General features: G+C 45.6%; 24 protein-coding genes. 7 read left to right on the top strand and 17 right to left on the bottom strand.

What is annotated here, in order from left to right; translation table 11 throughout:
• Positions 1-40: 40 nt before the first annotated feature.
• The 16 genes from ybgF to aspS form a co-directional block, all read right to left on the bottom strand.
• Positions 41-793, bottom strand: coding sequence for a tol-pal system protein YbgF (gene ybgF, locus H9L11_RS12275; protein ID WP_005378285.1), 753 nt, complete (start codon positions 791-793; stop codon positions 41-43).
• Between the two features lie 15 nt (positions 794-808).
• Positions 809-1,333, bottom strand: a complete 525-nt coding sequence (gene pal / locus H9L11_RS12270) for a peptidoglycan-associated lipoprotein Pal (protein ID WP_005378293.1) — start codon at positions 1,331-1,333, stop codon at positions 809-811.
• Between the two features lie 30 nt (positions 1,334-1,363).
• Positions 1,364-2,716 (bottom strand): Tol-Pal system beta propeller repeat protein TolB, encoded by a 1,353-nt coding sequence (gene tolB, locus H9L11_RS12265; protein WP_005387925.1) that lies wholly within the window; start codon positions 2,714-2,716, stop codon positions 1,364-1,366.
• 12 nt (positions 2,717-2,728) lie between these two features.
• Positions 2,729-3,796 (bottom strand): cell envelope integrity protein TolA, encoded by a 1,068-nt coding sequence (gene tolA, locus H9L11_RS12260; RefSeq protein ID WP_205390784.1) that lies wholly within the window; start codon positions 3,794-3,796, stop codon positions 2,729-2,731.
• A 13-nt stretch (positions 3,797-3,809) separates the two neighbouring features.
• Positions 3,810-4,253 (bottom strand): ExbD/TolR family protein, encoded by a 444-nt coding sequence (locus H9L11_RS12255; protein ID WP_005378298.1) that lies wholly within the window; start codon positions 4,251-4,253, stop codon positions 3,810-3,812.
• A 3-nt stretch (positions 4,254-4,256) separates the two neighbouring features.
• Positions 4,257-4,955 carry a protein TolQ gene (tolQ, locus tag H9L11_RS12250; protein WP_005378301.1) on the bottom strand — a complete coding sequence of 233 codons (699 nt, stop codon included), beginning with the start codon at positions 4,953-4,955 and terminating at the stop codon, positions 4,257-4,259.
• The gene (ybgC, locus tag H9L11_RS12245) at positions 4,945-5,364 is read right to left on the bottom strand and encodes a tol-pal system-associated acyl-CoA thioesterase (protein ID WP_017820044.1); all 420 of its coding nucleotides are present in this window, start codon (positions 5,362-5,364) and stop codon (positions 4,945-4,947) included. Before ybgC ends, tolQ begins: the two co-directional genes overlap by 11 nt.
• Before the next feature lie 172 nt (positions 5,365-5,536).
• Positions 5,537-5,839, bottom strand: a complete 303-nt coding sequence (gene ybgE, locus H9L11_RS12240) for a cyd operon protein YbgE (RefSeq protein WP_005378304.1) — start codon at positions 5,837-5,839, stop codon at positions 5,537-5,539.
• Positions 5,832-5,939 (bottom strand): cytochrome bd-I oxidase subunit CydX, encoded by a 108-nt coding sequence (gene cydX / locus H9L11_RS12235; RefSeq protein WP_000270284.1) that lies wholly within the window; start codon positions 5,937-5,939, stop codon positions 5,832-5,834. Before cydX ends, ybgE begins: the two co-directional genes overlap by 8 nt.
• A 12-nt stretch (positions 5,940-5,951) precedes the next feature.
• Positions 5,952-7,088: a cytochrome d ubiquinol oxidase subunit II gene (cydB, locus tag H9L11_RS12230; RefSeq protein WP_005387923.1), complete on the bottom strand. Its 1,137-nt coding sequence runs from the start codon at positions 7,086-7,088 to the stop codon at positions 5,952-5,954.
• Positions 7,089-7,105: 17 nt separating this feature from the next.
• Positions 7,106-8,692 (bottom strand): cytochrome ubiquinol oxidase subunit I, encoded by a 1,587-nt coding sequence (cydA, locus tag H9L11_RS12225; protein ID WP_005378311.1) that lies wholly within the window; start codon positions 8,690-8,692, stop codon positions 7,106-7,108.
• A 461-nt stretch (positions 8,693-9,153) separates the two neighbouring features.
• Positions 9,154-10,158, bottom strand: coding sequence for a Holliday junction branch migration DNA helicase RuvB (ruvB, locus tag H9L11_RS12220; protein WP_005378312.1), 1,005 nt, complete (start codon positions 10,156-10,158; stop codon positions 9,154-9,156).
• Positions 10,159-10,444: 286 nt separating this feature from the next.
• The gene (gene ruvA / locus H9L11_RS12215; RefSeq protein ID WP_017820041.1) at positions 10,445-11,056 is read right to left on the bottom strand and encodes a Holliday junction branch migration protein RuvA; all 612 of its coding nucleotides are present in this window, start codon (positions 11,054-11,056) and stop codon (positions 10,445-10,447) included.
• A 67-nt stretch (positions 11,057-11,123) separates the two neighbouring features.
• On the bottom strand, positions 11,124-11,645 hold the full coding sequence (ruvC, locus tag H9L11_RS12210) for a crossover junction endodeoxyribonuclease RuvC (RefSeq protein ID WP_005387909.1): 522 nt from the start codon (positions 11,643-11,645) through the stop codon (positions 11,124-11,126).
• A 92-nt stretch (positions 11,646-11,737) separates the two neighbouring features.
• A complete protein-coding gene (locus H9L11_RS12205) occupies positions 11,738-12,484 on the bottom strand; it encodes a YebC/PmpR family DNA-binding transcriptional regulator (protein ID WP_017635061.1) in 747 nt (248 codons plus the stop codon).
• 143 nt (positions 12,485-12,627) lie between these two features.
• Positions 12,628-14,406: an aspartate--tRNA ligase gene (gene aspS / locus H9L11_RS12200; protein WP_064353747.1), complete on the bottom strand. Its 1,779-nt coding sequence runs from the start codon at positions 14,404-14,406 to the stop codon at positions 12,628-12,630.
• 306 nt (positions 14,407-14,712) lie between these two features.
• On the opposite strand from aspS, the gene H9L11_RS12195 reads away from it, so the two are divergent.
• From H9L11_RS12195 to H9L11_RS12165, 7 genes are all read left to right on the top strand, one after another.
• Entirely contained in the window at positions 14,713-15,546 is an 834-nt protein-coding gene (locus H9L11_RS12195; protein ID WP_225455363.1) for a DUF72 domain-containing protein, read from the top strand.
• Between the two features lie 93 nt (positions 15,547-15,639).
• Positions 15,640-16,377 (top strand): carboxy-S-adenosyl-L-methionine synthase CmoA, encoded by a 738-nt coding sequence (gene cmoA, locus H9L11_RS12190; RefSeq protein ID WP_017635063.1) that lies wholly within the window; start codon positions 15,640-15,642, stop codon positions 16,375-16,377.
• An 81-nt stretch (positions 16,378-16,458) separates the two neighbouring features.
• Positions 16,459-17,430: a tRNA 5-methoxyuridine(34)/uridine 5-oxyacetic acid(34) synthase CmoB gene (gene cmoB / locus H9L11_RS12185; RefSeq protein ID WP_017820038.1), complete on the top strand. Its 972-nt coding sequence runs from the start codon at positions 16,459-16,461 to the stop codon at positions 17,428-17,430.
• A gap of 276 nt (positions 17,431-17,706) precedes the next feature.
• Entirely contained in the window at positions 17,707-18,453 is a 747-nt protein-coding gene (locus tag H9L11_RS12180) for an ATP-dependent zinc protease (protein ID WP_005378391.1), read from the top strand.
• A gap of 11 nt (positions 18,454-18,464) precedes the next feature.
• Positions 18,465-19,970 (top strand): inactive transglutaminase family protein, encoded by a 1,506-nt coding sequence (locus tag H9L11_RS12175; RefSeq protein WP_005378389.1) that lies wholly within the window; start codon positions 18,465-18,467, stop codon positions 19,968-19,970.
• A 3-nt stretch (positions 19,971-19,973) separates the two neighbouring features.
• Positions 19,974-20,942, top strand: coding sequence for an alpha-L-glutamate ligase-like protein (locus H9L11_RS12170; protein ID WP_005378387.1), 969 nt, complete (start codon positions 19,974-19,976; stop codon positions 20,940-20,942).
• A 227-nt stretch (positions 20,943-21,169) separates the two neighbouring features.
• Complete coding sequence (locus tag H9L11_RS12165) at positions 21,170-21,322, top strand: hypothetical protein (RefSeq protein WP_005378381.1); 153 nt, start codon at positions 21,170-21,172, stop codon at positions 21,320-21,322.
• A 143-nt stretch (positions 21,323-21,465) separates the two neighbouring features.
• Here H9L11_RS12165 and mukB read toward each other — a convergent pair whose 3' ends face one another.
• Positions 21,466-25,929 (bottom strand): chromosome partition protein MukB, encoded by a 4,464-nt coding sequence (gene mukB, locus H9L11_RS12160; protein WP_205391102.1) that lies wholly within the window; start codon positions 25,927-25,929, stop codon positions 21,466-21,468.
• Positions 25,930-25,931: the final 2 nt, after the last annotated feature.

Below are 25,931 nucleotides of genomic sequence, written 5' to 3'. Positions count from 1 at the left end.
GAAAAAGGAAGCCGAAGCTTCCTTTTTAAAACATAACGTCTTACAGCTTAGAGCTGGCAAGTTTTGCAGATGCACTACCTGGGTATTCATCAACCACTTGTTGGTAGTACTTTTTCGCTTGAGCTGCATTGTTATTACGCTCAGCGATTTCGCCTAACTTAAGCAACGCATCGGCTCGCTTATTGGAGTCTTTATAAGACACCACAGCGGCAAAACTTTTCACTGCATCCTCATCCTGCTTTTTAGCGAAGTACAACTGACCTAACCAGTAGTGAGAATTCGCTGAATATGTAGAATCAGGATAATCTTTCTGGAACTGCTGGAACGCTGCAATTGCACCAGTGTAATCACGCTTTTTGAGAATCAGGTCAACTGCATTCTGATATGCCGTTTGCTCATCAACATTTGGAGTGTACTGGCCACCTGTTTTCACAGGTTGTGCTTCTTGTGCAGGTGTGGATTTTATCTCTCCACGAACACGATCCAGCTCGACAAACAACTCACGTTGACGTTGCAACATTTGTTTCATTTCGTAGCTATTTCGCTCTAATTGACCACGCAATTCACTGATCTCTTGCGACATTTGGTCAATTTGCTGTTGCATTTGGAGCTGAACGCGATTGCGGTTTTGGAGCAAACGTTCTAGACGCTCTACTTCCGTTTCAGATGAACGGCTCTTAGAGACGGATGATGTGCTGTTGAGATCAGATACTGGAGCTGGTGCAGCGAACGCAAAGTTCGCTGCACTTGCCAGTAACGTAAGCGCAACAGCGCGCTTAGTGTTACTGAACATGAGGATTACCTCGAATTAGTATACTAGAACCGCGCGACGGTTCTTAGCGTAAACTTCATCTGATTGACCTAGAAGAAGTGGCTTCTCTTCACCGTAGCTAACGATTGAGATTTGGTCAGCTTGAACACCTAGTGCTTGTAGGTAGTTCGCTACTGCTTGTGCACGACGCTCACCTAGAGCAATGTTGTACTCAGGTGTACCGCGCTCATCAGCGTGACCTTCGATAGTTACGTTAAGTGCTGGGTTCTTGCTTAGGTAAGAAGCGTGAGCCGCTAGCATCTCTTCGTAATCTGCTGCAATTGTTGAGTTGTCAAAAGCAAAGTAGATTGTTTGAGTTTCACGTAGCGCTTGCTCTTTTAGCTCTTGCTCTGTCAACTGACCGCTTTGATCAATTGGCGTAGCTACTGTTGTTTCCACTGCGCCATTGTTGTTTGTTGCTGCACCAGTGTTAGAAGCAGCGTCGTCGCTTGAACTACACGCTGTAACAGCCATTACAGGAAGCGCGATTAGTAGCCCTTTTAGAACCTTGTTCAGTTGCATCTTATTTTCCTTTATTAATCAAACTTATTACTACAAAAACGGTGACCATGCAGGCGCTCGAACACGCCCATTTGTTGCCGGTAATCTAGCTTTGAATCGACCATCAATTGACACCATCGATAGTACGTTTTTCTTGTTGTAAATCGAGCTATACACAACCATGCCACCGTTTGGGGCAATACTAGGAGACTCATCAAGCAAGGTCTTAGTTAAGACTTGAAGAGCACCAGTTTCCAAATCTTGTTTCGCCAAATTAAATCCTGCGTTGCTGCGGTTCACCATAACTAGGAATCGCCCATCAGGAGTAATCTGACCACCCAAATTTTGGCTGCCTTGCCAAGTCAAACGGTCAATAGAACCGCTGCCCAAATTTACTTGATAAATCTGTGGTTTACCACCCCTATCCGATGTGAAAATCAACGATTTTCCATCCGGATGCCAGAACGGTTCCGTATTATTTGATCTGCCACGCGTAATTTGCGTCAGTTTACGAGTGTTAAGGTCAAACGTATAAACATGAAGCGAGCCTGTTTTAGAAAGAACAATCGCTAACTTATTGCCATCTGGCGAAAATCTTGGCGCACCATTGTGACGTGGGTATGAAGTAATTTTCTCACGTTCACCGGTGTAGATGTTCATGATGAAGATTTCTGCTTGGCCATTTTGGAAGCTAACATATGCAAGCTTTTTACCATCGGGGGACCACGCTGGTGACATTAATGGTTGTTTAGAGCGTAAAACCAGACGCTCATTGTAGCCATCGTAATCAGCGACTCGAAGTTGGTAAGGGAAACGGTCTTTATCGTTCACTACCACATATGCGATACGAGTCATGAAAGCGCCACGGTCGCCAGTTAACTGCTCATACACCAAATCAGAGATACGGTGAGCGTACTCACGCATACGAGGCCCTTGAACAGTGGCTACTTTATTGAACAGCACATGATCTTTTGACAGGACTAATTCACCGTCACTACCAAGCGCCTTACTCTTCCCACCTGTTAACTGACCACGCACAATATCAACAAGTTGATAGTTGATAACGTAGTCACCTTGGTCGTTTTGCTTGATTGAACCAGTCAATAGCGCATCCACACCTAAATTGGTCCAAGCATCAAAATTAACTTCTGATTCACTGAACGGTGTTTGTGGCATTTTGCTCGTTGGAACTGGGCTGAATTTACCACTACGTTGTAAATCCGAGGCGATAACAGCAGAAACATCCGTTGGAAGCGCTTGTGTGCCCTCCCACTTAAACGGAACAACAGCAATTGGTCGTGCTGAATCAATACCATCGGTAATGACCAACTCTAATGCGGCATTCGCCACATTTGTCATACTGCTAAACAGTACAAACATTCCTAGTAAAAGGCGTCTAATCACGTCTTATTCCTTTTAGTCCAAAGCAACAGTTATGTTGATGTCTTTTAGTCTTTCATTGACCGCTGATTCTGAAGATTTAGGGAACGTCCCTACCTGAGCTATTGCTCGCTTCGCCGCAGCACATACTCGAGTATCGCCACTCAAAACGGTAACACCAGAGACCATCATATCAGTTCCTGTCGGAATCAATTTGATGTTTACCCTACACTCCTTTCCCAGCAAGTAGTCATCCTTAATCAGCTTTTGCTGAATATTTTGAGTATAGATGGATGACATACGAGAAAGTTCGTCGTCAATAAATTGATTGCGCGCAGCACTGTTTTTACTGACCTCATCCTCGAGACCCGCAAAAATATCATCTAACGCGGCTTCTTGAGCTTTACGCTCACGCTCGGCACGCTCAGCTGCTTCTCTCGCTTTACGCTCTCGCTCCGCTGCCTCTTTTGCCGCTTTCTCTTTTGCAATGCGCTCTTGTTCAGCTTTTTCAGCAGCTTCACGCTCACGACGTGCTTTTTCTTCCGCTTCTTTTGCTGCTTTTTCACGAGCTAAACGTTCTTGCTCAGCTTTTGCTATAGCCGCTTCTTTTGCTAAACGCTCCTGCTCAGCTTTACGCACGGCTTCTTCTTTTTCCTTGCGCTCTTTTTCTAGCTTAGCAGCTCGCTCTTTTTCTTTGCGAACACGTTCTTCTTCCTGCTTGCGCTCTTGCTCTTTTTTCTTACGCGCAGCTTCTGCTTCTCGTGTTGCTTGAGCATCTTTCGCTTGCTGCTCTTTCAACTTGCGAATTTGCTCTTCTTCAGCTTTGCGGTTTTTTTTTAGCTGCTCTGCTTCGCGTCTCAGTTTATCAAGACGCTCTTGTTCTTTTTTCGCTGCCTTTTCGCGTTGCTGGCGAATTTCTTTCGCTTGTTGCTGCACAAGTTTTGGATCGATGACAACAGCTTGAACCATTTGCCCTGTAGGCTCTGGTTTAGACATATTGAAGTCCGTCCCCCAAAGCAGGGCTGCAACTAGAATTGCATGCAAACCAACCGATATTGCTATCGGTTTGGTGTATTGGTTGGGTTTCTTCTTGTGATCTTTCATAGATAATTGATGTCTATTCCCTGATATCGGTCATTAGACCTACCTTAGGGATACCAGCTCGACTTAGTTCATCCAGCAATAGAACAACATCGGCATATGGTGTTGCCGCGTCGCCACCTACCGCAACTGGTGAATCTGGCTTAACCTCTCGCTCCGCTTTCACTCGCACAATAACATCTTGCAACGACAAACCTCGCTGAACTTCTTCATCATTTACGCTTAGGCCTAAATTACCCTCGCTATCAATTTCGATGATAATAAAGCTACTGTCAGTCTCGCCAGCAAGGTCTTGCATAGATTCTGCGGTCGATGTTTTCGGAAGATCAACGTCGACACCTTGAGTCACAAATGGAGCGGTCGCCATAAAAATGATCAACAGTACGAGCATTACGTCGATATACGGAACAACGTTGATCTCCGCTGTCATTTTTCGCTTTTTAGGTTGATAACCCGCCATGCTTTATTCCTTATCCGCGCTGTCTCGGCCAGCCATCGCTTGACGATGAAGGATGCTGTGGAATTCTTCAGAAAATGTTGCGTAAGTGTGCTCTAGTTTACTCACTTTATTGCTTAGGCGGTTGTACGCCATTACTGCCGGAATAGCCGCAAATAGACCCATCGCTGTCGCGATAAGTGCCTCGGCGATACCCGGTGCAACCATAGACAGCGTAGCTTGCTTTACTTCACCCAGCGCAATAAAGGCGTGCATGATGCCCCAAACGGTACCAAATAGGCCGATATAAGGGCTTATAGAGCCGACTGTTGCCAAAAACGGTAAGCTTGTTTCTAGCTCATCTACTTCACGAGAAACAGCAACGCGCATTGCGCGGCCAGTGCCTTCCATGATGTAAGCTGGTGAATTTGCGTTGCTCTTACGTAGGCGAGCAAACTCTGTAAAACCTGCGTAGAAGATTTCTTCTGTGCCTTCAATTTCGTCTTTACGCGCTTTTACTTTTTGGTAAAGCTGAGAAAGATCAGTACCCGACCAAAATTTGTCTTCAAACTGCTCTGCATTTTTTGATGCTTGAGAAAGCACTTTGCTGCGCTTGATGATCATTGCCCATGACACAATTGACATGCCAAGCAACGTCAGCATCACAAGCTTTACCAACAGACTGGCCTGAAGAAAGAGATCTAAAATGGAAATATCAGCAGTCACTATTTGTTAGCTCCGAATTTATAAAGGTTGGAATAGCTATTGGTTTCATTTTCTTATTATCGATACATGCTACCTTAACCGAGGCCTTGCACAATATCTTGCCTTGATCATTGACCAACTCTTGACAGAATTGCAGAGAAGCACGTTTTATTTCTGACACTCGGGTTACGACTGTCAGATGCTCGTCCAGCCTAGCCCCTTGGTTGAAATCGATATCCATGTGTCGGACAACAAAGCCGATATTTTGTTCCAGTAACACATGTTGAGAAATGCCTTTAGCACGTAACATCTCTGTCCGTGCGCGCTCAAAGAATTTTAGATAATTAGAATGATATACAACACCGCCCGCATCAGTGTCTTCATAGTACACGGTGATCGGCCAGTGAAAGAGATTTGATGTGCCTTGCAAGGGAGTACCAATATATTCAATTCTTTAAAGTAATTACTATAACTGAAGCGACAGCAATTGGTACCGAGCTAAGGAAATATTTTTGAAATTTGTAGAAAAAATAAAAGCTAGGCGAGATACCTAGCTTTTATTCGATGATTTAGTAACCGACTTTATTACAGCATATTTCAGCCTAAATGAAATAAAGTGCCGTTAGATAAATTAAGATAGCTAACGAGAAATAAGGACTAAACAAAACTTGCCAGTACCAGTTTCTTGGCTTGAAGCCCACCCCATACACCATGCTTGAACATACAGACCAAATCAGTGCTGGTGCGATGATTGAGTTAAAACCACCAATTGCTTGATGGTAAGCTTCAGGGTCCCACATCACCAATCCTACGTGCATAAAGCCAAGGATGAGAGATAAGACTCGTAGCAGAGTCTTATCCATTGGTGCGTGAAGTTTCGCTACCTTATCAGCGAGGTTACTCACTGTCTTTATCCATCATTTCTGAGTGCTCTAGCCAAAGAGCGTTGATGATACCGAATGCACAAGCAAGTAGTACACCTAGAATCCATGCGAAATACCACATAGTAAATGCTCCTTAGTAAAGTGAGTTTTTGTTGTCTTCAATGTACTGGTCATCAAGGCGACCAAACATCTTGTAGTAAGTCCAAGATGTGTAGCCAAGGATGATTGGCACCATAACAAACGCAACGCCTGTCATTAGGTTCAGAGTCAGCTCAGATGACGTTGCATCCCACATTGTTAAGCTGTGGCTTGGCATTAAGTCTGAAGGCATGATGAATGGGAACATCGCAAAACCTGCAGTAAAGATAACACCAGCAACACCCAAGCTTGAAGTAATGAACGAAATCGCACATTTTTCAAGACGAGATGCCAATACAGCGAGAAGCGGCATTGCAACACCTAGTACAGGAGCAGCCCATAGTAATGGGTAGTTTTCAAAATTCTTCATCCACGCACCAGCTTCACGGATAACCTCTTTGTTTAGAGGGTTAGAAGCTGCGTTAGTGTCGATACCGCCAACAATGACGTAGCCATCGATATTTTGGATCCAGAAACCAGCCGCTACAAACGCAGCAACCGTCAGTAAACCAGCCAACTGAGCAACGTTGCGCGCACGCACATGCACTTCGCCTGTTGTTTTCATTTGTAGCCAAGTAGAACCTTGCATCAAAATCATGAACAAGCTTACTAGACCACACAACAGTGCAAATGGGTTTAGTAGACCAAAGAATGAGCCATGGTATGTTGGCATCAAGAACTCACTCAATTGGAATGGTACACCTTGTAGAAGGTTGCCAAACGCTACACCAAAGATGATTGGCGGAACAAAACCACTGATTGAGATACAGATATCCCAGCTATTGCGCCATTTTGGATCTTCGATTTTAGAGCGGTAGTCTAGGCCAAGAGGACGAAGCCATAGCGCTGCTAGTGTCAAAATCATCGCTAAGTAGAAGCCTGAAAATGACGTTGCGTAAACCAAAGGCCAAGCTGCGAACAGTGCACCACCAGCAGTGATAAGCCAAACTTGGTTACCATCCCAGTGAGGAGCAATTGAGTTAATCATGACACGGCGTTGCGTGTCGTTTTTACCGATGATAGGTACAAGCGCGCCTACACCCATATCGAAGCCGTCTGTTACTGCAAAACCAACTAGTAGAACACCGATTAGTACCCACCAGATGAGTCGCAAGATTTCGTAATCAAACATCTTGTTATCTCCTTACCTTACGCTTCTACTTGGCGACTAACTTTGTCTTCAACAGAGTCAGCATTTTGCTCGAAGTGGTAGCGACCCGTTTTCAGGCTACTTGGGCCTTTACGAGCGAATTTCAACATTAGGTAAACTTCTGCAATCAGGAATACCGTGTATAGCGCCAGAATTGCGAAGAGTGAAGTCCAGATTTCACCTGCAGTTAGTGCAGAAGCTGCAACATGCACTGGTAGAATTTCACCTACAGCCCAAGGCTGACGGCCGTACTCAGCGACGAACCAACCCGCTTCAATTGCAATCCAAGGTAGTGGAATGCTAAATAGTGCAGCTTTTAGAATCCATTGTTTCTGTTCAATCTTCTGACGACACGTTTGGATAAACGCCGCACCAAAGACAAACAACATGATGAAGCCACAAGCAACCATGATACGGAATGACCAGAATAGCGGCCATACTGTTGGGATTGAGTCGTCCGCAGCAGCTTGGATTTGCTCTTCTGTTGCATCAACAACATTGTCTGTGTAGCGTTTTAGAAGTAGACCGTAACCTAGGTCACCTTTCACTTCATCAAACGCAGTCATGTTTTCTTCTGACTTGTCGCCCGCACGAAGCTTCTCTAGAAGTTCATAAGCGTACATGCCGTCACGAATACGATCGACGTGTTCATCACGTAAATCACGAAGACCTGTTACTTGCTCATCAAAAGAGCGTGTCGCGATAATACCCATTACGTAAGGGATCTTAATTGCGTAATCGGTATGCATCGTTTCCTGGTTAGGAACACCAAATAACGTAAATGCGGCAGGTGCAGGTTCAGTGTGCCACTCTGCTTCAATTGCAGCGAGTTTCACTTTTTGAACTTCACCAAGCTCGTAGCCAGATTCGTCACCAAGAACGATGGTAGATAAGATAGCTGCAATACCGAAAGAAGCAGCAATAGCAAACGAACGACGAGCAAACGCAATGTCACGACCTTTTAATAGGTAGTATGAACTGATGCCTAGAATAAACATTGCGCCACAAGTGTAACCAGAAGCAACCGTATGCACGAACTTAACCTGAGCAACTGGGTTTAGTACAACCTCAGAGAAGCTCACCATTTCCATTCGCATGGTTTCGAAGTTGAAATCTGCGCCTACTGGGTTTTGCATCCAGCCGTTTGCGATAAGAATCCAAAGAGCAGAGAAGTTAGAGCCTAGTGCCACAAGCCAGGTAACCGCTAAGTGTTGGCGTTTAGATAGACGATCCCACCCGAAGAAGAATAGACCAACAAAAGTTGACTCCAGGAAGAATGCGACAAGTGCTTCGATCGCTAGCGGTGCACCGAAGATATCACCTACATAGTGGGAGTAGTAAGACCAGTTCGTACCAAACTGGAACTCCATGGTAAGGCCTGTCGCCACACCAAGTGCAAAGTTAATACCGAATAGCTTACCCCAGAACTTGGTCATGTCCTTATAGATTTGCTTGTTCGTCATTACGTACATCGATTCCATAATGGCCAGAAGGAAGGCCATACCAAGGGTCAATGGTACGAATAGGAAGTGATACATCGCTGTCAGTGCAAACTGCAACCGCGATAGATCAACTACGTCAATCATGGTAACTCCTATGTGTCGGCTGAATGACACTCTCTACATATTGCAATCCATATTCAGGTGTTATTTACACTTGAAAAATGTTGAATTATCACAACTCATTGTTGCAAAAATGTGCTTCATTGGTTAGTTAATTGTTAAGCATCAGCTAATATAGCTGGGGCTAATATTACTTGTAAAAACAGATTGTTTCAAAAGGTTTATAGCCGTAACGCGCTTTGATATACATCAATGTTTATGCGCGGAATTTGCACAAAAATCCATCACATTGATCTAGATCAACCAGTATTGGATACGGATGTTAAGAGAGAGTAATCAGGAGAGAAATTAACCAGTTGCAAGCAAACATCGAGTTAACAATCAATGCTTTTTACTTACTAAACCAGTATGAGAAAAAATTCAAAAAATGTGAGTTTGGTCAACTTTAATGAAGCGCTGGGCAACAAAGGCCCAGCGAGGGAATCTTATTTTTCAATTCCGAAATGCAAATACGCACGATCTGTCGCGATTCTTCCACGCGGAGTGCGTTGTAAATAACCTTGCTGAATAAGATAAGGTTCAAGAACGTCTTCAATAGTGTCCTTTTCTTCACCTATCGCCGCTGCCATGTTGTCGAGCCCGACCGGACCACCACCAAATTTTTCCATAATCGCGAGTAGTAGCTTACGGTCCATGTAATCGAAGCCTTCGGCGTCCACATCAAGCATATTCAACGCCTTATCGGCAACATCGGCGCAAATGTGACCATTGCCTTTTACTTCCGCATAATCACGAACACGGCGTAGCAAACGGTTAGCAATACGTGGCGTGCCACGCGCACGTCTTGCCACTTCCAATGCACCTTCAGGTTCCATTGATAAACCTAAACAATCCGCGCTTCGCTGCACGATATCTTGGAGGTCTTTTATCTTATAAAACTCAAGGCGCTGAGTAATACCAAAGCGGTCGCGCAATGGTGACGTTAAAGAGCCCGCTCGGGTCGTCGCACCAATTAACGTAAACGGTGGTAAATCGATCTTAATAGAACGAGCGGCCGGACCTTCACCGATCATAATATCCAGTTGATAATCTTCCATCGCCGGATATAGCACCTCTTCAACCATCGGACTCAAGCGGTGAATCTCATCGATGAACAACACATCGTTTTCTTCAAGGTTGGTTAACAGCGCGGCCAAATCGCCTGCTTTCTCAAGTACAGGGCCTGAAGTAGTGCGAATGTTCACTTCCATTTCATTGGCAACGATATTCGCAAGTGTGGTTTTACCCAAACCTGGGGGACCAAAAATCAAAAGGTGATCAAGTGCTTCGCTACGTAACTGAGCAGCTTTAATGAAGATCTCCATTTGGTCACGAACATGGTCCTGACCTTGGTAATCCGCTAATTTTTTTGGCCGAATAGCACGATCAATGACATCTTCATCACGAAAGGCAGGGTTTTCTGGCGCGATTAAACGATCGGCTTCAATCATCTTTTTACCTTGAAAAATGGTTACCTGAGAGAATAATGCCGCTCGTTTAACAGCAAGTGGCATATTTCTATATCTCGTCATCCTGTACAGCGACGAAGGAGCGTGATACAGGATCTTCTATCCGAGCGATTTATGGTCAAATTGTTTCATTAACCGCTCAGCGTGCTGCTATTAGATTCCCAGTCTCGCCAGGCTCGCTGGAATGACACAAAAAACATCGTTAAGCGATTGGCATTAACCTTAGAGAATGAGTTATCTTGAACAAATGTTCACTGTGCAACCAGCGTTACACCATTGATTTTAGAGCTTCACGGATCATTTGCTCACTGCTCATGTCCGGTTTAGCGATCTGAGATACCACTTTCGACGCTTGAGTCGGCTTGTAACCTAGAGCTAGAAGCGCACTGATTGCCTCTTCTTCCGCGTTGTTGGATGTCGCACTAGAATCCGCAGGAGCAGCATCCGTAAATGGTGTAAATAGATCGCCTGCGCCCCACCCTTTCAAGCGGTCTTTCATTTCAACAACCAATCGCTCTGCGGTTTTCTTGCCAACGCCTGGAAGCTTAACCAGCGTAGAAACGTCTTCATGTTCCACACAAGTAACAAATTGCGTTGCTGTCATACCAGAGAGAATACCAAGACCGAGTTTAGGACCAACGCCATTGGCTTTGATCACTTCACGGAAAAGTGCTCGTTCTTTTACTGTGTTGAAACCGTATAGCAATTGCGCATCTTCACGGACAACAAAGTGAGTATAAATAATGGCTTCTTCGCCAACATTTGGCAGTTCGTAAAAACAGCTCATTGGCATCTGGACTTCATAGCCAATGCCATTAACTTCAATTAATACTTCAGGTGGTTGTTTTTCAATCAGTATGCCACGAAGACGTCCAATCACTATAAATACTCTTTGGAAATGAATTTGCGACAGGATAATAAAGAACTGGATAGACATCCAGTTAATTTTAACGGTAGCGCCCTTTTCTGGCACTGGTTGCTTTGCCCGCTAACGCAACGAGAGTCTTGTTAGTATTGGCATGACAAATCGCCACACCTAAAGCATCGGCTGCATCCGCTTGAGGCTTGGCGGGCAATTTAAGCATCTGCTGAACCATATGCTGAACTTGCGCTTTGTCCGCGCCACCAGTGCCGACGACAGCTTGCTTAATAAGACGAGCCGCGTATTCAAATACCGGCAACTCCGCATTCACCGCAGCAACAATTGCACTGCCACGAGCTTGGCCAAGTTTTAGCGCTGAATCCGCGTTTTTGGCCATAAACACTTGCTCGATCGCGAAAACGTCCGGTTGAAACTGGGTAATGATTTCCGTGACGCCTGCATAAATCTGTTTAAGCCGACCCGGAAGTTCTTTTTCTGAAGTACGAATGCAGCCACTACCAAGGTATTGCAAGTGGCGTCCATTTTGACGAATGACCCCATAGCCGGTAATGCGCGAACCTGGGTCAATGCCCAAAATAATTGACATGAATGTTCCTAAAAATGAGGCCTAATTCGGCCTCAGTCTTTTTATTATTACTTGCTAACTTCGGAGCAAATACCGCTCCCGACACCTTGAGTTTAATCTAGCGTAGCCGCAACGTCGTCAGAGATATCACCATTGTGATAAACCTCTTGAACGTCGTCCAGATCTTCCAAAGCGTCAATCAAACGAAGTAGTTTTGGCGCAGTATCCGCGTCCAAATCTGCTTTCGTAGATGGGATCAGCGACACCTCAGCGTTCTCTGCCTCAAACCCTGCGGCATCAAGAGCATCTTTTACGAGTCCAAAATCGCCTGGGGCCGTGTAGACATCAATCGAGCCATCTTCTGCCGTTTCAATGTCATCAGCACCACTTTCTAATGCTACTTCCATTACCCCATCTTCATCTAAACCTGGGCCATATGAAATCACGCCTTTCTTGTCGAAAAGATAGTTGACGCTACCATCCGTCCCCAGATTACCGCCTGACTTTGAGAATGCATGACGTACGCCAGATACCGTACGATTTCGGTTATCCGTCATACATTCGACCATGACCGCCGTACCACCTGGACCATAACCTTCATAGATCACGGTTTCCATGTTGTCGTCGCCTTCACCACCAGCACCTCGGCTGACAGCGCGGTTGACAGTGTCACGTGTCATGTTGTTAGACAGTGCTTTATCAATTGCTGCTCGCAAACGTGGGTTATTTTCTGGCTCACCGCCCCCCTCTTTTGCCGCAACAACGATTTCACGAATTAATTTAGTAAAGATTTTGCCGCGCTTCGCATCTTGCGCTGCTTTACGGTGACGAATATTCGCCCATTTACTATGACCAGCCATAATTCACCTTTTAATGTATTTTGACGCTTAATAACAAAACATGTTCTAAAAAGCGTTGCTTGGGAAATTGCTTTGGAAGTTTCTTGGGTTTATTTAAACAAAAACTCCCGCAGTTGCGGGAGTTTTCTTCAAATGTTGTGCGCTTATTCTGCGTCTTTTTCTTTCGCTGCAGTTACTGCGATTGCTAGCTCTTCTAGCGCTGCTGGGTTCGCAATACTTGGTGCGTCTGTTAGTAGACACGCCGCTGCTGTTGTTTTAGGGAACGCGATAACATCACGGATGTTCTCTGTGCCACATAGCAGCATTACTAGACGGTCTAGACCAAATGCAAGACCAGCATGTGGAGGCGTACCGAATTTCAGCGCATCAAGCAGGAAGCCGAACTTAAGCTGTTGCTCTTCAGGTGTGATACCTAGAATATCAAATACGGCTTCTTGCATATCTGCGTTGTGGATACGAACAGAGCCGCCGCCCACTTCGTAGCCATTTAGAACCATATCGTAAGCGTTAGAATTTGCCGCAGCAGGGTTTGCTTTTAGCTCTTCCGCAGTCACACCTAGAGGCGATGTGAATGGGTGGTGCATCGCGTGTAGGTTGCCTTCGTCATCTTCTTCGAACATCGGGAAGTCAACCACCCATAATGGAGCCCAAGCAGATTCATCCGTTAGCTCTAGGTCTTTACCTAGTTTCAAACGTAGCGCACCCATTGCTTCTGCAACGATACCCGCTTTATCAGCGCCAAATAGGATAATGTCACCAGATTCCGCTTGAGTACGATCTAGAATGCCGTTGATCACGTCTTCATTTAGGAACTTAGCGACTGGAGATTGGATACCTTCCATGCCCGCTGCACGGTCATTAACCTTCATCCAAGCTAGACCTTTCGCACCGTAGATGCCAACGAATTCACCGTAGCCATCAATTTGCTTACGAGTCAAAGATGCACCACCTGGAACGCGAATAACGGCAACGCGGCCTTTTTCGTCGTTTGCTGGACCTGAGAATACTTTGAACTCAACATCTTTCACTAGGTCAGCAACGTCTACTAGTTCCAGTGGGTTACGTAGGTCTGGCTTGTCCGAACCGAAACGACGAATCGCTTCGCTGAACGGCATTACTGGGAATTCACCTAGGTCAACATTTAGTAGCTCTTGCCACATTTCACGAACCATTTTCTCAGTCGTTGCACGAACTTGGTCAGCCGTCATGAATGACGTTTCGATATCGATCTGAGTGAATTCTGGTTGACGGTCAGCACGCAAGTCTTCATCACGGAAACACTTAACGATTTGGTAGTAACGGTCAAAACCAGACATCATTAGAAGCTGTTTGAATAGCTGTGGAGACTGAGGAAGCGCGTAGAAGCTGCCTTTGTGAACACGGCTAGGTACTAGGTAGTCACGAGCGCCTTCTGGTGTCGCTTTTGTTAGTACTGGTGTTTCAATGTCTAGGAAGCCGTTGTCATCTAGGAAACGACGAACAAAGCTAGACGCTTTAGCACGTAGCTTGATACGGTCGCTCATTTCTGGACGACGTAGATCTAGGTAACGGTACTTCAGACGTTGCTCTTCAGAGTTCTTTTGGTTGAAGTCTAGAGGCAGAACATCAGAACGGTTGATGATTTCAAGACCTTTCGCAAGGATCTCAACTTCACCTGTTGCCATGTCTTTGTTTACTTGGCTTTCTGGACGAACGCGAACTTCACCAGTTAGCTTGATACAGAATTCATTACGAAGTGTGTTAGCCACTTCATACGCATCTGCCATATCTGGATCAACAACTACCTGAACGATACCTTCGCGATCTCGCATATCGATAAAAATAAGACCGCCTAAATCACGACGACGGTTAACCCAGCCGCAAAGTTCTACAGTTTGTCCTGCAAGGGACTTGTTCAGGTGACCACAGTAATGGGTACGCATAATGAAATTCCCAATCTCTCAAATGTTGTTAACTACGCTCTGTCAGCCTCATTGCTAAGCAGAGTAAAGATTCAGTTATACGCTGAATGTCCACGAAAATCGACTACTCAACATACAATTACGTGTGTTTTATCATTCACTGGTGCTTTTTAGTACAACAAATGTTCAAAAGCTCACCAAAGCGAAAAAATTGGGGAGGATTATAGCGTGAAATTACCTATTTCAGCAAAACTCTCGTAAAGTATTCACACGAGTAGCAAGCAGTAAAGAATAATGGATAACTTACCTCTTCGACTTGGATTGACAATGTGGTCGCACAATCAATGGCAACAAAGTTTTTACGGCAGCGGGACAAAGCCCGCTGAACGTTTAGAAAGGTATGCGCAAGTGTTTCATACCGTGGAAGGCAACACGACATTTTATGCCACACCGACGCTCAATACAGTGCAAAACTGGAGAGCCGCAACCCACGATGATTTTCGCTTTACTTTCAAACTTCCTAAAGCCATTACTCATGAGCAAATGCTAAGAGGTTGCAGCGAACAACTGAGAGACTTCATGAAAGTCATGGAGCCTTTGCATGACCGTGTAGGCCAATGGACAATTCAATTACCAGCCGCATTTGGTCCTGAGCACCTTGATCGACTGAAAAAGTTCTGCGCGAGCTTTCCACCTAACTTCCCTCTCGGTGTTGAGGTTCGCCATATGGCATTTTTCTCCAAAGGCGAAGAAGAGCGAGCACTTAACCAATGGTTAGTAGAGAATAATATTGACCGCATTATTATGGATAGCCGCCCAGTCTTTGCCGCTAAGCCCGACAATGAGGCGATTATTGATGCACAAATGAAAAAACCACGAGTCCCTGTTCACGCCATTGCTACCGCTTCACATCCTTTGATTCGCTTTATTGGTCATCCAGAAGAACAACAAAATTACGAGTTTTTTAAACCATGGCTCAACAAGTTGCCACAATGGATTGCCGAAGGTAAACAGCCATATGTCATGATCCATACCGCAGACAATATAATTGCGCCAGAGTTGGCCGCAAACCTATATAAAGACATACAAAAGCGTATCACACTCCCTGAGTTATCACCTTTCCCAGCTGACGATGGCAACTCGCAGTTACAGATGTTCTAACGCAACACATGACAGAGGCGCGAAATTCCCATAAAATACGCGCCTTTTTTGGTGCCTGACATTTTCAGGCGGCTTGTATGCAGAGACTTAGTTATGAACCCTAAGAGCAATCCAGATACTATTTTTTCGGCTCCAATCGATAAAATTGGGGATTTCACGTTCGATGAACGCGTAGCGGAAGTATTTCCTGACATGATTCAACGATCGGTACCGGGTTACAGCAATATCATTTCTGCAATCGGTATGCTGGCAGAGCGTTTTGTAAAACCTCACTCAAACATCTATGACCTTGGCTGTTCTTTGGGTGCTGCAACATTGTCTATGCGTCGCCATATCAAACAAGAAGGTTGCCAAATCATCGCAGTGGACAACTCTCCTGCAATGGTTGAGCGTTGTAAACTTCACGTCAACGCTTACCGCAGTGACACTCCTGTGGATGTAGTAGAAGCAGACATTCGCAATATCGAAATTGAAAACGCGTCAGTGGTGGTGTTGAACTTCACTTTGCAATTCCTCTCTCCAGAAGATCGTTACTCCTTGCTCGAAAAAATTTACGCTGGCCTTCGTCCGGGCGGCATTTTGATTCTATCTGAGAAATTCGTCTTCGAAGATGAAGTGTCGAACGAGCTGTTAATTGACCTTCACCACGACTTTAAACGTGCGAATGGTTATAGCGAACTAGAAATCAGCCAAAAGCGCAGCGCGATAGAAAACGTAATGCGCCCAGATTCAAAGAAAGAACATAAAGAGCGTTTCGCTAAAATTGGCTTTTCTAGCTATGACGTTTGGTTCCAATGCTTTAACTTCGGCTCCATGTTCGCGATTAAATAGACCATGCATACCAAGCCTGAACCATACCGATTTCGGCTTTTGTTAATAATTTATACCCATCAACTCAGCGATTAACTAACTATGTTTAACTTTGCAAATTTCTACCAATTGATTGCCCAAGACACCCGTCTTCAACCTTGGCTTAATGTGCTTCCACAACAGCTAACGGATTGGCAAAATGCAGAGCACGGTGACTTTGGTCGCTGGTTGAAAGCCCTGAACAAAATCCCAGCGGGTAGACCGGACAACATCGACATTGTTGATTCTGTCACGATTTCAAACAATGAGCCCATGCCTCAAGGGGAACTTAAAAAGCTAGAAAGCTTACTTCGTACATTCCATCCTTGGCGCAAAGGCCCATACAACGTACACGGCATCCATATTGATACTGAGTGGCGCAGTGATTGGAAATGGGACCGCGTGCTTCCGCATATTTCACCATTAAAGAATCGCAGCGTACTCGATGTAGGTTGTGGTAACGGCTACCACATGTGGCGCATGCTAGGCGAAGGTGCACGCTTAACTGTCGGTATCGATCCATCTCACCTGTTCCTGATTCAGTTCGAAGCAATTCGTAAACTAATGGGCGATGACCAACGTGCACACCTACTGCCATTGGGCATTGAACAACTACCTAAGTTAGAAGCGTTCGATACGGTATTCAGCATGGGCGTGCTTTACCATCGCCGCTCGCCTCTCGATCATTTAGTGCAACTAAAAGATCAATTGGTATCTGGAGGTGAACTCGTATTGGAAACACTCGTGATTGAAGGTGATGAGAATGCAGTACTGGTCCCGACTTCTCGTTACGCGCAAATGCGTAATGTCTATTTCTTCCCTTCAGCAAAAGCCCTAAAAGTGTGGCTAGAATTGGTCGGTTTTGAAGATGTTCGTATCGTTGATGAAAACATCACATCCGTAGATGAACAACGTACCACAGATTGGATGACGCATAACTCTCTACCTGACTACTTAGATCCGAACGACCCAAGCAAAACTGTAGAAGGCTATCCTGCCCCTCGCCGCGCGGTTCTTGTCGCTCGCAAATCATAATTCGCTGAGATTCCTGACATTGTCTTAACTCATTTTACGAGTTAAGACATTACCCTCTTTCCTCGTAATGAGCGAGTTTGTTTTTTGAATCCATTTTTCACGTCAAAATATAAGCACGCTCTAAATAAGGATGCGCTTTTATGCCCTTGATTTTTGGCTTTTCATCACTATTCCTCAAACAATAAGTAATAGAGAAACATTCTTACTTGTGAGGCTTTATCGATATAAGCTAAACTCCTAAAAAATAAACAACTTAATCCAATCCCAAGGTTTTCAATGTTATTACGATTGACCCCGATTGTTGCCATCGCCTTACTATCTGGATGCTCACTAACCAAAGGCGAACAGTACCACCAAGAAACGTTAGCGGCGATTCAAAATTCAGAAGCGAATGTCAATAATCGCATTACCAACCTAGAGCTACAGCTCAGCAACCAATCGGACTATATCGACAGCCTTGAAGAACAAGTCGATAAACTACAGGTTGAACTTCTTACATTTCGCGATGAAGCAATGGCAGAAGTAAAAAAACCGAAAGAGCCGATTATTGTCCAATCTCCCGCTCCTGTGGAACCAACCCCAACTCACGATATTGTCCTTGGCTCTATCGAAAAGGTCACTGTAGAGTCGATTAAGCAAACTTTTGATGCACGTATCGACACTGGTGCCGCGACGTCGTCTTTAAATGCCGTTGATATTGAAGAGTTCGAAAGAAATGGTAAAAAATGGGTCCGATTCCACTTAGCAGACACCAGTAAATCCGAAGAAGAGAAAAGTACTTGGATCGAAGCTCCTGTCATTCGCTACGTCAAAATCCGCCAGGTTACCAGTGAAGAGTTAGAACGCCGCGCTGTGGTAGAACTTTGGGTGCGCGTTGGAAAAATTCATGAAAAAGCGCAATTTACGTTGGCAGATCGCTCACATATGAACCATCCTATTTTACTGGGTAGAGAATTTATGCGCGACATAGCACTTGTCGATGTAAGTCGTACCTATATCCAAACGGACGAAGATAAAAAATAATAAGGTAGATTATGACGTCAAAAATACCGTTTTACCTTTCTATCATCTTATTGGTGATTGCGGGCATTGCTCTGAGTGTTTTCAGGCATGAAAACTACGGCGTGCCTTGGACGCCAGGCGAAACTCGTCAGGTATGGGATGTAGAAGCTCGTATTGAGTTCAATGCTAACGGCAACGAAGTAAAAGCGTCACTTGCAGCACCTCATACACAAAGTGGTTACACACTTATCGGTGAATCTGCTTCCTCATCAGGTTATGGCGTTTCCTACATCAATGACGATTCAGGCCGTCGTGCAGAATGGTCAATTCGCCAAGCTCAAGGGCCACAAACCATATACTACAAAGCCCAGTTCTTAGTAGACCCTCAGGCTAAAGTCACTCCTTTACCGCCAACGGAAGACATTACGCCACCAACGCTATCAGCACCACAAGCAGCAGCGGCAAATGCCCTTATCGAACGTGCGATGAGTCGCTCTGCCGATAATGTGACGTTTACTCGTGAGCTTATCAAAGCGCTTAATGACCCAGATAGCCAAAACTCGTCGCTACTACTGAACGATTTCAGCCGTACTGATGCACTGCATAATATTTTGCTTACCGCAGGTATACAAAGCAAAACCGTCGGTGTTATCGAACTAGAAGATGGTCGTCGACGCCAAACAATTCAACCAATGGTTCAGGTTTGGTCAGGTAAAGATTGGGTACTGTTTTCACCAAAATCCGAACAAAAAGCAGTGAAACCCAACTTGTTAGTGTGGGATGAATCAAACGTATCCTTACTTGACCTTGTTGGTGGTAAAAATAGCCAAGTGCATTTCTCGATGATTAAGCAAGAAATGACACCACAACAAGCTACAAACAACAAAATAGAAGCAGATGGATTACTGAATATTTCAATTCATAGCTTACCTTTGGAAGAGCAAGCGATGTTCAAAACCATCATGCTCATCCCTATCGGTGCTCTGATCGTTGTGTTCTTGCGTGTGATTATCGGCCTGAAAACATCCGGTACCTTCATGCCTGTGTTGATTGCCGTTGCTTTTGTTCAAACTCAACTATTAACGGGTATTGTCGGTTTCTTGCTAATTGTAGGTACAGGCCTGATTATTCGAAGCTATTTGTCTAGGTTGAACTTATTGCTGGTAGCAAGGATATCTGCGGTCATTATTACCGTTATTATGATCATCTCGGTGTTCACCGTTGTTGCGTTTAAAATGGGCTTAACAGAAGGCCTAACAATTACCTTCTTCCCTATGATCATCTTGTCTTGGACGATTGAACGTATGTCAATCCTATGGGAAGAAGAAGGTGCGAAGGAAGTTGCTCTGCAAGGTGGTGGTTCATTGCTGACAGCGGTATTAGTTTACCTTGCAATGACGAACTCATACATTCAACACTTAACCTTTAACTTCATTGGTCTACAGTTGATTGTTCTGGCCGGTATTCTATTACTAGGTACTTACACAGGTTACCGCCTCACTGAGCTACGACGCTTCAAACCACTAGCGGAGGACTAAACGATGTTCGAAAGTTTTACTTCGCCGTCTAAGCTTCGCCATAAAGGCATTATGGGGATGAACAAGCGTAACCACAGCTATATTGGCCGTTACAATGATCGTTCTAAATACCCACTTGTCGATGACAAGCTAAAGACCAAAATTATTGCACAGGCAGCAGGAGCAACAGTTCCTGCCCTGATCGGTGTCATTCATAACCAAGCTGAAGTTAAGACTATCCACAAAATGGTTGAGAACTGGCCTGGTTTTGTAATCAAACCTGCACAAGGTAGTGGCGGTAAAGGCATTCTGGTTGTTACGTCTCACAAAAACGGGGTATATACCAAACCCTCCGGCTCTACAATTGGTAGGGATGAGGTCGAGCGTCACATTAGTAATGCGCTTGCTGGCCTTTTCTCTCTTGGTGGTAAAAATGACGTTGCTGTGGTTGAAAACTTAATCAAGTTTGATGACTGTTTTGATGGCTTCAGTTATGAAGGCGTACCAGATGTTCGGATCATCGTATTTAAAGGTTATCCAGTTATGGCGATGATGCGCTGTTCTACAGCGGCTTCCGACGGCAAAGCAAACCTTCACCAAGGTGCCGTAGGAGTAGGCATTGACATCGCGACAGGTAAAGCCGTCAGAGCGGTGCAGTTCGATCATCCAGTTACTCATCACCCTGATACAGGTAAAGACCTTTCGACCCTTCAAGTACCGCATTGGGAGCGCTTGCTGGAGCTTGCGTCAAGTGCCTGGGAAATGACAGGTTTGGGATACATGGGTACGGATATGGTGCTGGATAAAGATGAAGGACCTATGGTTTTAGAGCTTAACGCTCGCCCTGGTCTGGCAATCCAAATCGCTAATGGTGCAGGCTTGCTTCCTCGTTTGAAACACATAGAGAGCCTTGGTACACCTGCTGAGTATCCAAAACCGATTGAACGCGTCGCTTACGCGGCAGAGCAGTTCGGTGTGAAGCCGTTGTTCTAACCCTCCGACATAATGTTCGTTATTACTCGCCAGTAATTGTCATGATTACTGGCGTTTTTGTTCCCGCATCCAAAAACCTTGCACTTGCTCTCCTTATTAAACACATCCTTCTCATATATAAGTTGAATCAATGATCGAGCTAACAAAATCAACATAGATCGTTTCTTTTCTACTTTGCCTTTTGAGTATGATGAGAGCTCCCCTTACTCAACTTGAGAGGTTGGGAAATGCTAATAAAAGAAACAAATAATGATGAACCAGAGCTTGAAGAACAAGAGAGCTTAGACCAACACCTACAACGCTTGTCTGAGCTTTCTGTCCAAGCACTTGAAGAGCTTGCTGAAATGATCGAAGTCAGGGACGATATTCCAGAGGAATAAACGTCGCTTCCTCATTAAGTTCCGCTAATAAGCCGAGACTGCCGTCCTACAGTCTCGGCTTATCTTATGTAGTTCGAAGCCTGCCTCGCAAACAGATACAAAAACGCCCGCGTTCATTGCGGGCGTTTTGTTAGATTCGAAGTTTACGATTCAAACTCTTCAATCATCTCTTGTGCTTCAGTCTTAGGCTTATCCGTTTGACCAAAACCACGCAGACCAACCACGTGTACGTGTTCGTGATCTTTAAACACCTTACGCACCAGTTTGTAGGTCGTACCTTTCTCTGGGCTGATGTTTTCAGGCGCCGCGATAAGAAGCTGCATATCCAGACGGTCACATAATTCGAACAATGTCGCGATCGATTTCGCATCCAGACGCGCTGCTTCATCCAAGAAAAGCAAACGACAAGGCACAATGTCTTTGCTGCGTAGACGACGAGACTCTTCTTCCCAGCTTTGCACGACCATCAGAAGGATTGACTGACCGGTACCGATCGCTTCGCCTGTTGATAGTGCGCCAGACTCAGCCTGTAGCCAACCATCTGTACCACGGTTCACTTCTACACTTAGCTCTAGGTAGTTACGGTAATCCAGTAGCTCTTCACCCAGAACCTGAGGAGAACGTTGACCCATATCGATATGTGGGTTCACACGTTGGAACAGCTTCGCCATTGCTTCGGAGAAAGTAAAGCGAGTCGATTCAAACAGGTCTTTGTGCTGCTCTTGCTGTGTCGCTAGACCGTTCAGTAGCACTTCGTGACTTTCGCGGATCTTCACGTTTAGACGTACGCCCTTCACCTGACCAAACGAGATGTTCGACAGGCCTTGGTTCAGCATACGAATACGGTTTTGCTCACGCTGAATCGTCTTCTTAATGATGCTCGCTACTGACTCAGAGCTGATCGCTAAGCGGTTTTCACGTTGGGTTAGCTCTTCCGTTAGACGCGCTAGCTCAACTTCCATCTCTTCGATCGCTTCAACTGGATCATCAGTACGGATGATATCCTGACGAATGCGCTCGCGAAGATGTTGGTAAACCGCGATGTAGAACAGAACTTTACGCTCTGGACGTGCATTGTCTTCTGATAGACGCAGCGCATCACGCAGGTCGTCATTGTTCGCAACCGCGAGACGCAGCGCACCCAATGATTTATCCGACATTGAACGCAGTTCATCCGCTGACATATAAGCCAGTTCACGCTTGTGTAGACGACGCTCAACATCGTTCTCACGCGCCAGACGAAGTACTGAACACCAGCCAGCTTTCGCTGCAACCACGAACGTACGTAGCTCAACGTATTCTTTCTGAACTTTCTTCAGACGTTTCGCCAAGCCTTTCATCTCTAGTTCAGTAGAGGTGATCGTGCGCTCGTATTCGCTCTTACGACTGCGAGACGTGTGTAGACGCTCGTGCAGTTCGTCACGACGACGCATTGCACGTTCTTCCGCACCTTCGTCCGCATTAACACCAAACTCTTGAAGTTCTTGTTTGAACTCTTGAACCGTTTCCAGTTTCGCTTGGTGTGAACTCTTCAATGATGCCAATACTTGGTTGTATTGGTTCATTTGACCCTGCGATTGCTTCAACTCTTCACGAGAGCGAGTACGCATTTGTTCAGCTTGAACCAGTTTAGCTTTTAGCTGCTCACTCAGTTCGCTACTCTTGTTCAGTAGGTCTACTGAATCTGAGTAAGCGAAGTAGTGACGACGTTCAACGAGATCCGAGAGTGCAAAGATTTGCTTCTTAAGATCTTGTAGCCGCTCGTCTGCCGCTTTGTATTCTGCTTCTAGTGCATCGAATTGCTCTGGGTCAGCATCAAGCGCAGACGCAATATTCTCTAATTGCGTGACGGCTTTTGCATGGTTGTTTAAGAAGTTTTTTGCCTCTGCAAGCTGAGCGATTTTCTCTTCTAGCTCATCAAAACGCGCTTGCAATGACTCATCTTCAACAAGCACCATGTGTGACGCTAGCTTGTCCAGAGAAGACAACGCTTGCTTGCTGGTTTGAAGCTGAGAACGTTGTTGTTGCTCTTTCGCATCCAGATCCGCCAACACGCGAGCAATTTGGTTACGCTTATCACGAATAGTTGCCAGTGCTTGTTCTGGATCGGCGTCAAAAGCAACCTGAATGTGGTTAGACACAAATAGGTTAAACGCTTGGTACAAGCGCTGCATTTTCTGAGAATCAAACGCCGCTTTTGCGTGTTTCTCTACCACTTCTTCTCGTTCGTTACGCAGCAACTCTAGACGCTGCTCACGTGCCGCGCGGCCAAACAATGGGATCTCAGGCAAGCGAGAGTAACGCATTTGGCGATCGTTCATACGAACGCAAACCGCGCCCTCTAACTCTTCTGCATCGAACGAGCTGTCATCAAAGGCATCGATGTCACCTTCAATGATGTACAAGTCTTCTGGACAGTCGTCTAGCTCTACCAGTTTCTCTTCGATGCCTGACAAGTCAGAAACGACGATAGCGTGACGAGCCGGACCGTACATCGCACTGAAGTAAGGCGCGTCATCAATCGTGATGTCATCGTAGATCTCAGACAGCAATACACCGCCCAGCGTATCTGCCAAACCTTTCAGGCGAGGGTCATTTGAACCACCAGGAGAAGCAAGACGCTCAATCTCAGAGTCTAGCTGGCTACGGCGCTCAGCAAGCTTATCTTTAGCTAAAGACAGCTCCCTTTCTTGTTCAAGGACAACTTGCATGTGGTTCATTACCGCATGGCGATCCTCAAGCTGTTCACCGCTCTGCTCTCTCAGTTTCTCTAGCGCATCGTTCGCCGCAATCCAAGCTGGTGCTATTGCTTCAAGCTTACTGATTTCTGCCACCGCGTTTTGCTCTAGACGGCGCTGTTCACCACGCTGATCACGAACTTCTTCTTGAGCTATCTCTAGTGATTCGATTTGCGTCGCATGACGTTCACGTTCTTGTTCAAACGTAACCTCATCGGTTAGTTCAACGTGATATTGCTTTTTGTATTCAGCAACCAGTTCACGTGCTTGACGCTGCTGGTTAAGGCTGCGTTCGAGATCACGGTGTTGTGCTCGCCATTGTTGTTCGTTTTGTGCAATTTGTTGTGACTCACGCGCTTTCGCAATTGCAGTTTTCGCATGTTCAGACGCGTCTTTGCGCTCAACTTGACCAACGATGCTTTGTACCAGTTTAAGCGCGGTTTCAAACTGCTCTGCCGCTGCAGAAGACATGTCCAGTTTGTGCTTAACCGATAGCAACGCATTGGTGTGTTCTGATTCTTTGCTCTTAAGCTCAGAGACAAGCGCTTGAGCCGATTCCGCCGTTAGGCTGTCATCGCCAAGTAGCTGCTTCGCTTTCTCCAGCGCTTGAACTGCTTGTTGATATTGAAGGGCGCGAGTTTGCTGAACGTCAAGAGCTTGCTGGTAATCAGCAAGTTGCGTCTTAAGGCTATCCACCTCTTCTTCTGCAACGGTAGCTTGCTCTTCAGCCATCATCACGCGTTCTTGCGCTTCTTCCACTACCATCATTTGTTCTTCAAGACGCTCGCTCAGCTCTTCAAGATCTTCTTGGTAGCGTTCGATCTTCTCTTGCTGACGCAGCGCGTTTTGCACCAGTTGCAAGTGATCAGAAGCCGCTTGGTAGTCTTGCTCTAAAGAAGATTCTGATTCGATCAGCAGTTCCAGCTCTTCTTGAACGCGATTAAGCAGATTGTTTTGCTCAATCAAGGTCTCGCGAGAACCAAATAACTCTGAACGCAAAGACAATGTCTGTTCTAGTTTTTTACGACGCTCGTTAGCATGGCGCATATAGTCCGCTGCCACGTAGTTAGTCGACTCTGTGATCAAGTGTTTGAACAAGTCACGGTCTGCTTGCGTAGTTTTGATCGCTTCTAGCGTCATGCGGTTTTCACGCAGCGCCGATTCCATATCTTGGAACGCTTTCTTCACGCCGCCGTTTTGTGGCAGAAGGTAGTCACGTAGCGAACGGGTAATCGCACTTGAGATACCACCGTAAAGCGATGCTTCGATCAGGCGGTAGAATTTAGAACGGTCACCAGAGTTACGCAGTTTCTTCGGAATCACACCGAATTCAAACATTTGTGCGTGGTAATCCACGATAGAAGAGAAGGCTTTAAATTGAACGCCTTCAAATTCTGCGATTGATTCTTTTACTTCATTGATTTGACGTACACGAGCTTGAGTCGCAGATACGCTTTCAACCAAGATATCTGTTGGTTTCACATGGCTTGGAAGACCTTGGATAACAAACGGTTTGATATCTACTTTCTTATCACGACCTGCAACTTGCTGCAGTTTTACTGCGAACAATAGGCGTTGGTTACGTGAGTTAACCACGTCAAGCGCCGCATAACACGCGCCCGGCTGTAGCTTACCGTACAGACCTTTGTCGCGAGACGATTGGCTGCTGCCTGCTTCTGTCGTGTTACGGAAGTGCAGCAGCGTTTGGTCAGGAATCAATGCGGTGATGAACGCCGCCATTGTGGTTGATTTACCTGCACCGTTACCACCTGATAGCGTGGTGACCAGACCATCGATGTCAAACGTACGGGCAAAGAAGCCGTTCCAGTTGACCATGGTCAGCGATTGGTATTTACCGCGTTCAATCATGC

The sequence above is a fragment of the Vibrio sp. sp1 genome, assembly GCF_016920955.1.
Taxonomy (GTDB): Bacteria; Pseudomonadota; Gammaproteobacteria; order Enterobacterales; family Vibrionaceae; genus Vibrio; species Vibrio alginolyticus.
The sequence above is the reverse complement of the archived record's forward strand: the minus strand, read 5'-3'. Positions and strand labels throughout refer to the sequence as shown.

Bases quoted from the DNA above. Each gene is read 5' to 3' on its own strand.
- ybgF (WP_005378285.1), bottom strand. From the start codon at position 793: ATGTTCAGTAACACTAAGCGCGCTGTTGCGCTTACGTTACTGGCAAGT.
- pal (WP_005378293.1), bottom strand. From the start codon at position 1,333: ATGCAACTGAACAAGGTTCTAAAAGGGCTACTAATCGCGCTTCCTGTA.
- tolA (WP_205390784.1), bottom strand. From the start codon at position 3,796: ATGAAAGATCACAAGAAGAAACCCAACCAATACACCAAACCGATAGCA.
- H9L11_RS12255 (WP_005378298.1), bottom strand. From the start codon at position 4,253: ATGGCGGGTTATCAACCTAAAAAGCGAAAAATGACAGCGGAGATCAAC.
- cydX (WP_000270284.1), bottom strand. From the start codon at position 5,939: ATGTGGTATTTCGCATGGATTCTAGGTGTACTACTTGCTTGTGCATTC.
- cydB (WP_005387923.1), bottom strand. From the start codon at position 7,088: ATGTTTGATTACGAAATCTTGCGACTCATCTGGTGGGTACTAATCGGT.
- cydA (WP_005378311.1), bottom strand. From the start codon at position 8,692: ATGATTGACGTAGTTGATCTATCGCGGTTGCAGTTTGCACTGACAGCG.
- ruvB (WP_005378312.1), bottom strand. From the start codon at position 10,158: ATGATTGAAGCCGATCGTTTAATCGCGCCAGAAAACCCTGCCTTTCGT.
- ruvC (WP_005387909.1), bottom strand. From the start codon at position 11,645: ATGTCAATTATTTTGGGCATTGACCCAGGTTCGCGCATTACCGGCTAT.
- H9L11_RS12205 (WP_017635061.1), bottom strand. From the start codon at position 12,484: ATGGCTGGTCATAGTAAATGGGCGAATATTCGTCACCGTAAAGCAGCG.
- aspS (WP_064353747.1), bottom strand. From the start codon at position 14,406: ATGCGTACCCATTACTGTGGTCACCTGAACAAGTCCCTTGCAGGACAA.
- H9L11_RS12195 (WP_225455363.1), top strand. From the start codon at position 14,713: ATGTGGTCGCACAATCAATGGCAACAAAGTTTTTACGGCAGCGGGACA.
- cmoA (WP_017635063.1), top strand. From the start codon at position 15,640: ATGAACCCTAAGAGCAATCCAGATACTATTTTTTCGGCTCCAATCGAT.
- cmoB (WP_017820038.1), top strand. From the start codon at position 16,459: ATGTTTAACTTTGCAAATTTCTACCAATTGATTGCCCAAGACACCCGT.
- H9L11_RS12180 (WP_005378391.1), top strand. From the start codon at position 17,707: ATGTTATTACGATTGACCCCGATTGTTGCCATCGCCTTACTATCTGGA.
- H9L11_RS12175 (WP_005378389.1), top strand. From the start codon at position 18,465: ATGACGTCAAAAATACCGTTTTACCTTTCTATCATCTTATTGGTGATT.
- H9L11_RS12170 (WP_005378387.1), top strand. From the start codon at position 19,974: ATGTTCGAAAGTTTTACTTCGCCGTCTAAGCTTCGCCATAAAGGCATT.
- H9L11_RS12165 (WP_005378381.1), top strand. From the start codon at position 21,170: ATGCTAATAAAAGAAACAAATAATGATGAACCAGAGCTTGAAGAACAA.
- mukB (WP_205391102.1), bottom strand. From the start codon at position 25,929: ATGATTGAACGCGGTAAATACCAATCGCTGACCATGGTCAACTGGAAC.